Here is a 7634-nt window from a genome sequence, read left to right as displayed (position 1 = left end):
GTGTGGGAGAGTAGGACGCCGCCGGAACACCATTCACAAAGACCCACCCCCTCGGGGGTGGGTCTTTGTCGTACCCCTGATGAGGTCGTCCCTTGCGCGAGCGCCGGCTCTCCTCGGCGTCGGTCCCGCACGGACGTCCGGCCGACATGGCCCAGGCTCTAGACTTGTCCCATGTCCACACTCTCCCGCGATGAGGTCGCGCGCGTCGCCGCACTGGCTCGCATCGACCTGCGACCCGAAGAACTCGACCGACTGGCAGGTGAGCTCGTCGTGATCGTCGACGCGATCGCCGAGGTCAGCGCCGTCGCCACGCCTGACATCCCGGCCACGAGCCACCCGCTCCCGCTGACGAACGTCTTCCGGGACGACGTGCCCGTCGCTCCGCTCGACGTCGACGCCGTCATGGCAGCCGCTCCCGCGAGCGAAGGCGGGCGATTCCTCGTCCCACAGATCCTCGGGGAGGACTCATGACAGACCTCACGCGCCGTTCCGCATCCTCTCTGGCCAGCCTCCTCGCGGCAGGAGAGGTGTCCAGCGTCGAGGTCACGCAGGCGCATCTCGACCGCATCACGGCCGTCGACGAGTCTGTCCACGCGTTCCTCCACGTCAGCGGAGAGACCGCGCTGGCCACCGCGCGTCAGGTCGACGCGCAGCGTGCCGCCGGCGAGCCGCTCCACGAGCTCGCGGGCGTGCCGATCGCGCTCAAGGACATCGTCGTGACGAAAGGGGTCCCGACGACAGCCGGGTCCAAGATCCTTGAGGGCTGGTTGCCGCCGTACGACGCGACCATCGTCGAGCGCATCAAGGCCGCAGGGCTCCCCGTCCTCGGCAAGACGAACATGGACGAGTTCGCCATGGGCTCGAGCACGGAGCACTCCGCGTTCGGCAACACGAGGAACCCCTGGGACCTCGACCGCATCCCCGGCGGCTCCGGTGGAGGTTCCGCGGCCGCTGTCGCCGCGTTCGAGGCGCCGCTCGCGATCGGCACCGACACCGGCGGTTCGATCCGGCAACCCGGTGCAGTCACCGGAACCGTCGGCGTGAAGCCGACCTATGGAGGCGTGTCCCGGTACGGACTCATCGCCATGGCGTCCTCGCTCGACCAAGCCGGCCCGGTCACGCGCACCGTGCTCGACTCCGCTCTCCTCCACGAGCTCGTCGGTGGTCACGACCCGCGCGACTCGACCTCGATCAACGAACCGCTCCCGTCTCTGGTCGACGCCGCTCGCAAGGGCGCAACGATGGATCTCACCGGCGTTCGCGTCGGCGTCGTGTCCGAGCTCACCGGCGAGGGCTACCAGGCGGGCGTGTCCGCGCGTTTCACCGAGTCCCTCGACGTGCTCCGTGCTGCCGGTGCCGAGATCATCGAGGTGTCGTGCCCCAGCTTCCGGTCGGCACTCGCGGCGTACTACCTGATCATGCCTGCCGAGGCGTCGAGCAACCTCGCCAAGTTCGACGGGATGCGCTTCGGCCTGCGGGTCGAGCCCGAAGAGGGGCTCGTGACCGCTGAGCGCGTCATGGCAGCCACGCGAGGGGCGGGTTTCGGTGACGAGGTGAAGCGCCGCATCATCCTCGGCACCTACGCACTGTCCGCGGGCTACTACGACGCGTACTACGGCAGCGCCCAGAAGGTGCGCACGCTCATCCAGCGCGACTTCGACGCGGCCTTCGGCCGCGCGGACGTGCTCGTATCGCCGACCGCGCCGACGACTGCGTTCAAGTTCGGGGAAAAGCTCGACGACCCGCTGGCGATGTACCTCAACGACGTCGCGACGATCCCCGCGAACCTCGCAGGCGTCCCCGGGATGTCGCTCCCGAACGGGCTCTCCGACGACGGACTGCCGGTCGGCTTCCAGATCCTCGCGCCCGCGCGTGCAGACGACCGCCTCTATCTCGTCGGCGCCGCCCTCGAGACCGCGCTGGAGAAGACATGGGGCGGGCCGCTGCTCGCCCAGGCACCTGAACTGGAGACTGTCCGATGAGCAACGCCCGTACGGTCGACCTGGTCGACTACGACGAAGCCGTCGCGCGTTTCGATCCCGTGATCGGGATCGAGGTCCACGTGGAGCTCGGCACCTTGACGAAGATGTTCTGTGCCGCCGAGGTCGACTACGGCGGCGAGCCCAACACGCAGGTCACGCCCGTCTCGCTCGGCCTCCCCGGTGCGCTGCCGGTGGTCAACGGCAAGGCCGTCGAGTTCGCGATCCGGATCGGCCTGGCGCTCAACTGCCAGATCGCCGAGTCGTGCCGTTTCGCACGGAAGAACTACTTCTACCCGGACGTGCCGAAGAACTTCCAGACCTCCCAGTCCGACGAACCCATCGCCTTCGACGGGTACCTCGACATCGAGCTGTCCGACGGGACCCCGTTCCGCGTGGAGATCGAACGGGCGCACATGGAAGAGGATGCAGGCAAGAACCTCCACGTGGGCGGGAGCACGGGTCGCATCCACGGCGCCGAGTACTCGCTGGTCGACTACAACCGTGCGGGCATCCCGCTCGTCGAGATCGTCACGCGTCCGATCACCGGGGCCGGCGACCGCGCTCCCGAGGTGGCACGCGTGTACGTCCAGACGCTCAGGGACATCTTCCGGTCGCTCGGCGTCTCGGAAGCTCGGATGGAGCGCGGGAACGTCCGCGCGGACGTCAACCTCTCGCTGCGCCCGACACCCGAGTCACCGCTCGGCACCCGCACCGAGACGAAGAACGTCAACTCGTTCCGCTCCATCGAGCGCGCGGTCCGCTACGAGGTCTCTCGCCAGGCAGCGGTCCTCGACGCAGGAGTCGCGGTGCTGCAGGAGACCCGGCACTGGCACGAGGACACGTCGACGACGACCTCGGGCCGTGTGAAGTCCGACGCCGAGGACTACCGGTACTTCCCGGAGCCTGATCTGGTGCCGATCACGCCGAGCCGCGAGTGGGTCGAGGAGATCCGGGCGAGCCTGCCCGAGCTGCCGGTCGACCGTCGGCGCCGCCTGCAGGCTGACTGGGGTTTCGCCGACCCGGAGATGCGAGACGTCGTCAACGCCGGCGCGGTCGATCTCATCGAGACGACCATCGCGGCCGGGTCCAGCCCGGCAGCGGCCCGCAAGTGGTGGATGGGTGAGCTGGCTCGCGCCGCGAAGACGTCGGACGTCGAGCTCGCCGAGCTGCCGGTGACGCCGGAGCAGATCGGCCAGCTGCAGTCGCTCGTCGACTCCGGTCGCATCAACGACAAGCTCGCTCGTCAGGTCCTCGAGGGCGTGCTCGCAGGGGAGGGGGCTCCGGAGGAGATCGTCGTCGCCCGCGGGCTGGGTGTTGTGTCCGACGACGGACCGTTGCTCGACGCGATCGACGCCGTGCTCGCAGCGCAGCCGGACATCGCCGACAAGATCCGCGGCGGGAACCTCGGTCCCGTGGGCGCGATCATCGGTGCGGTCATGAAGGCGACCAAGGGCCAGGCGGACGCGGGCCGCGTCCGCGAGCTCATCGTCGAGCGGATCGGCTGACGACGTCCCGGTCGCCGGACTGCTCGTCCGGCGACCGGGGCCACCGTCTAGGACTGTCGCGCGCGCTCGTACGCGTCGAGCGACTCCCGGCGCTCGACGGCGTGGTCGATCATCCTCTCGGGATAGCCGACAGGCGGACGTGCCAGCTTCCACGGCTCGTGCACCGCAGAGCCGGCGACGTCCCGCAGCTCGGGGACCCACCGGCGGACGTACGTTCCGTCCGGGTCGAACTTCTTTCCCTGGGTGATGGGGTTGAATATCCGGAAATAGGGTGATGCGTCCAGGCCTGTCCCGGCCACCCACTGCCAGTTGAGCTGGTTCTGGGCAAGGTCGGCGTCGAAGAGACGGTCCATGAAGTACGCGGCGCCGCGCTGCCACGGGATGTGGAGATCCTTGACGAGGAACGATGCGACCGTCATGCGGGTCCGTCCGTGCATCCAGCCCTCGGCGAGGAGCTGGCGCATCCCCGCGTCGACGAAGGGATAGCCGGTCTTGCCCGCAGTCCATGCGTCGAACGCCGGGTCGGCCTGCGACGCAGGCGCCCATGCGTCGTCGGCGATGACCGGACGCAACGAGGTGGTCGCGGCCGAGGGCGTGTGGAAGAGAACGTCGGCGTGGAACTCGCGCCACGCGAGCTCGGAACGGAACGTCGTCGCCCCGTCCCCCGGGAGGCTCCGCAGGTCTGCGAGCAACGTGCGCGGGTGCACCTCACCCCACTTGAGCGCGATCGACATCCTCGAGGTGGCGTCCAGGTCCGGTCGGTTGCGGTCGTCCGTGTAGCCGGCCACGTCGTCGAGATAGGCGTGCCACCGTGCGCGAGCGGCCTTCTCTCCGGCGGCGGGCAGCTCGGGTCCGTCCTGCGAGGTCGTCGGACGGGGCAGGTCGTCGGACGGCAGGTCGAGCCACGGGACGTCGTCCGCGGGGCCGGCCGGGGCCCTCCATCCGTGGTCGAGCCACGCCGTGCGGAACGGGGTGAACACCCGGTAGGGCCCACCACTGCGCGACAGGACGCGCCCGGGGGAGACCGCGTACGGCGACCCGGTCGCCCGCAGGTCCACACCGATGCCCGAGAGCGCTTCAGCGGTCTCGGTGTCGCGGCGCCGTCCGTACGGTTCGAAGGACTCGGCCACGTGGACGGTCGTCGCGGACACCTCTCGGGCGACGGCCGGGACGACCTCCGCGGGCCTCCCTCGGCGCACGACGAGGCTGCCGTCCATCTGCTCCGAGAGAGCCGAGAGCGAACGCTCCAGATATCGCAGACGTGGTCCGCCGGAGCCGTCCCACAGCGAGTCGTCGAGGACGAACAGCCCGACGACGCCACCGCCGGTCTCCTCGGCGCTGCGTGCGGCGTCGAGGAGGGCGGGGTTGTCGTCGAGGCGCAGGTCGCGGCGGAACCAGTGGATGGAGGTCATCGTGTCAACACTAGCGATGGACCTGCGACCCCGCCGCCGCGAGGGACACCACTCGTGTCCTGCCACGGAGAGGGCCCCGTCCGAGGAGGACGAGGCCCTTGCCCGCTCGTGGCGGGACGGTGGTCGGTGGGGTAGCGGCCGGTCAGCGGAGCCAGGGCTGCTGCTGGACGATCGGGAGAGCGGCCCAACGGCGGCCGAGCCCCCACGTGTCGCCTGCCAGAGTGACCGCCGAGATGATGAGCACGAAGGCGTAGACGATGTGGTAGTCCATCACCGGGTTGGTCGAGCCCTCGAGGAGCGGCCACTCGGCGACCCACATGAGCAGCATCATGACCGTGCCGGCGACGGCGGCGATCCGGAGACCGATGCCGAGCATCACGGCGACCCCGATCCCCAGGAGGCCGAGCATGAAGAGCCAGTCCGTCACAGGGCCGGCGATGTCGGCGAAGAAGTCCTTGAACGGACCGACGGACCCGAACTTCATGAAGCCCTGGCTGGGCGTCCCGCCATCGAGCCACGACAGGCTCGCAGGACTCCCGTCCGACGTCGGCGCGCCGGTGCTGTAGTGCAGCCCGAAGGTCTTGTCGAGGAAGGCCCACAGGAAGATGAAGCCCGTGCCGATCCGCGCCGCGGCCAGCCACCTGCGCGCACCTTCCCGGACGACGATGTCGGACCCCGTGACGACAGCGGGAGCCTCGCCCCGCTGGGCATCCATGTGTGTTGCCATCTGAACTCATCCCTTCACGTCGACGCTGACGGTGCACCGTTGGGTGCATCTCTATCGTCGCGCAGGCGCATCGTGCGCGCTATGGGCCGTTGGTCATTGTTCCGGGTGGTTCGCGGCCCCGTCCCGAAGGCTGATCCGACGCCGGACCTCGGCCGTCGCAGTCATACACTCGGGAGCATGACCGCAACGAGCGACAACCCCCAGGAGACCTCTGCCGCAGGAGCGAGCGCGCCCGGCATCGACATCAAGCCTCGTTCCCGCAAGGTGACCGACGGCATCGAGGCCACGGCCTCGCGCGGCATGCTCCGTGGTGTCGGTCTCGGCGACGAGGACTTCGCCAAGCCCCAGATCGGCGTCGCCAGCTCCTGGAACGAGATCACCCCCTGCAACCTCTCGCTGGACCGTCTGGCCAAGGCTGTCAAGCAGGGAGTGCACGCCGCCGGCGGGTACCCGCTCGAGTTCGGCACCATCTCGGTCTCCGACGGGATCTCCATGGGTCACGAGGGGATGCACTTCTCCCTGGTCTCGCGCGACATCATCGCCGACTCGGTCGAGACAGTCATGGAGGCCGAGCGACTCGACGGGTCCGTGCTGCTCGCGGGCTGCGACAAGTCGCTCCCCGGCATGCTCATGGCCGCCGCTCGCCTCGACCTCTCGTCGGTCTTCCTCTATGCCGGGACGATCATGCCGGGCTGGGTCAAGCTCGAGGACGGCACCGAGAAGGACGTCACCCTCATCGACGCGTTCGAGGCCGTCGGAGCGTGCGCCAAGGGGCTCATGAGCGAGAAGGATCGCGACACGATCGAGCGTGCCGTCTGCCCGGGGGAGGGAGCCTGCGGTGGCATGTACACCGCCAACACGATGGCTTCCGTCGCCGAGGCGATGGGCATGTCCCTGCCCGGCTCGGCCGCGCCGCCCTCGGCCGACCGTCGTCGTGACGCCTTCGCTCACAAGTCCGGCGAGGCGGTCGTCGAGCTGCTCCGCAAGGGCATCACCGCACGGCAGATCATGACGAAGAAGGCCTTCGAGAACGCGATCGCCGTCGTCATGGCCTTCGGTGGTTCGACCAACGCCGTGCTCCACCTGCTCGCCATCGCCCACGAGGCCGAGGTCGACCTCACGCTGGCCGACTTCACGCGGATCGCGGACAAGGTTCCCCACCTGGGAGACCTCAAGCCCTTCGGCCGCTACGTCATGGCCGACATCGACAAGACCGGGGGAGTCCCCGTCGTCATGAAGGCGCTCCTCGACGCGGGCCTGCTGCACGGAGACTGCCTCACCGTCACCGGCAAGACCGTCGCGGAGAACCTCGCCGACATCGCCCCGCCCGACCCGGACGGCAAGATCCTGCGGGCCCTGTCGAACCCGATCCACAAGACCGGCGGGATCACGATCCTCCACGGGTCGCTCGCTCCCGAGGGGGCTGTCGTGAAGTCCGCGGGCTTCGACTCCGACGTGTTCGAGGGCACCGCGCGGGTCTTCGACCGCGAGCGGGCCGCCATGGACGCCCTCGAGGACGGGACCATCGTCGCCGGTGACGTCGTCGTCATCCGGTATGAGGGCCCGAAGGGGGGACCCGGCATGCGCGAGATGCTCGCGATCACCGGAGCGATCAAGGGAGCCGGCCTCGGCAAGGACGTCCTGCTCCTCACCGACGGCCGGTTCTCCGGTGGGACGACCGGCCTCTGCGTGGGCCACGTGGCGCCCGAGGCTGTCGACGCCGGGCCGATCGCCTTCGTCAAGGACGGTGACCGGATCCGCCTCGACGTCTCGAACGCGACGCTCGACCTGCTCGTCGACGACGCCGAGATCGAGGCGCGCAAGGTCGGCTGGGAGCCCGTCCCGCACAAGTACACGCGCGGCGTGCTGGCCAAGTACGCGAAGCTCGTGCACTCGGCGTCGCAGGGGGCCGTCCTGTACTGACGTCGCCGCGACCTCGTCGCCGCGACGCAGCATCAGCTCGACGCAGCGAAAGTGAACAGAGGGCCGGATCTCCGCGGAGATCCGG

6 protein-coding genes are annotated in these 7634 nt (G+C 69.3%); 4 read left to right on the top strand and 2 right to left on the bottom strand.

Going from position 1 to position 7634, the window contains the following annotated elements; all coding sequences use genetic code 11:
- Positions 1–171: 171 nt before the first annotated feature.
- From gatC to gatB, 3 genes are read left to right on the top strand one after another with little or no spacing between them, the layout of a single operon-like run.
- Complete coding sequence (gene gatC, locus ABKW26_RS19855) at positions 172–471, top strand: Asp-tRNA(Asn)/Glu-tRNA(Gln) amidotransferase subunit GatC (protein WP_348595818.1); 300 nt, start codon at positions 172–174, stop codon at positions 469–471.
- Positions 468–1982 carry an Asp-tRNA(Asn)/Glu-tRNA(Gln) amidotransferase subunit GatA gene (gatA, locus tag ABKW26_RS19850; RefSeq protein WP_348595817.1) on the top strand — a complete coding sequence of 505 codons (1515 nt, stop codon included), beginning with the start codon at positions 468–470 and terminating at the stop codon, positions 1980–1982. Before gatC ends, gatA begins: the two co-directional genes overlap by 4 nt.
- Positions 1979–3487: an Asp-tRNA(Asn)/Glu-tRNA(Gln) amidotransferase subunit GatB gene (gatB, locus tag ABKW26_RS19845; RefSeq protein WP_348595816.1), complete on the top strand. Its 1509-nt coding sequence runs from the start codon at positions 1979–1981 to the stop codon at positions 3485–3487. Before gatA ends, gatB begins: the two co-directional genes overlap by 4 nt.
- 47 nt (positions 3488–3534) lie before the next feature.
- Here gatB and ABKW26_RS19840 read toward each other — a convergent pair whose 3' ends face one another.
- Together ABKW26_RS19840 and ABKW26_RS19835 are read right to left on the bottom strand one after the other, a co-directional pair.
- Complete coding sequence (locus ABKW26_RS19840) at positions 3535–4899, bottom strand: deoxyribodipyrimidine photo-lyase (protein ID WP_348595815.1); 1365 nt, start codon at positions 4897–4899, stop codon at positions 3535–3537.
- A 142-nt stretch (positions 4900–5041) separates the two neighbouring features.
- Entirely contained in the window at positions 5042–5626 is a 585-nt protein-coding gene (locus tag ABKW26_RS19835; RefSeq protein ID WP_348595814.1) for a DoxX family protein, read from the bottom strand.
- A 177-nt stretch (positions 5627–5803) separates the two neighbouring features.
- On the opposite strand from ABKW26_RS19835, the gene ilvD reads away from it, so the two are divergent.
- The gene (gene ilvD, locus ABKW26_RS19830) at positions 5804–7549 is read left to right on the top strand and encodes a dihydroxy-acid dehydratase (RefSeq protein ID WP_348595813.1); all 1746 of its coding nucleotides are present in this window, start codon (positions 5804–5806) and stop codon (positions 7547–7549) included.
- The last annotated feature ends 85 nt before the right edge of the window (positions 7550–7634 follow it).

Source organism: Sanguibacter sp. 25GB23B1 (assembly GCF_040012415.1).
GTDB lineage: Bacteria > Actinomycetota > Actinomycetes > Actinomycetales > Cellulomonadaceae > Sanguibacter.
This window is presented reverse-complemented; position numbering and strand designations above follow the sequence as displayed.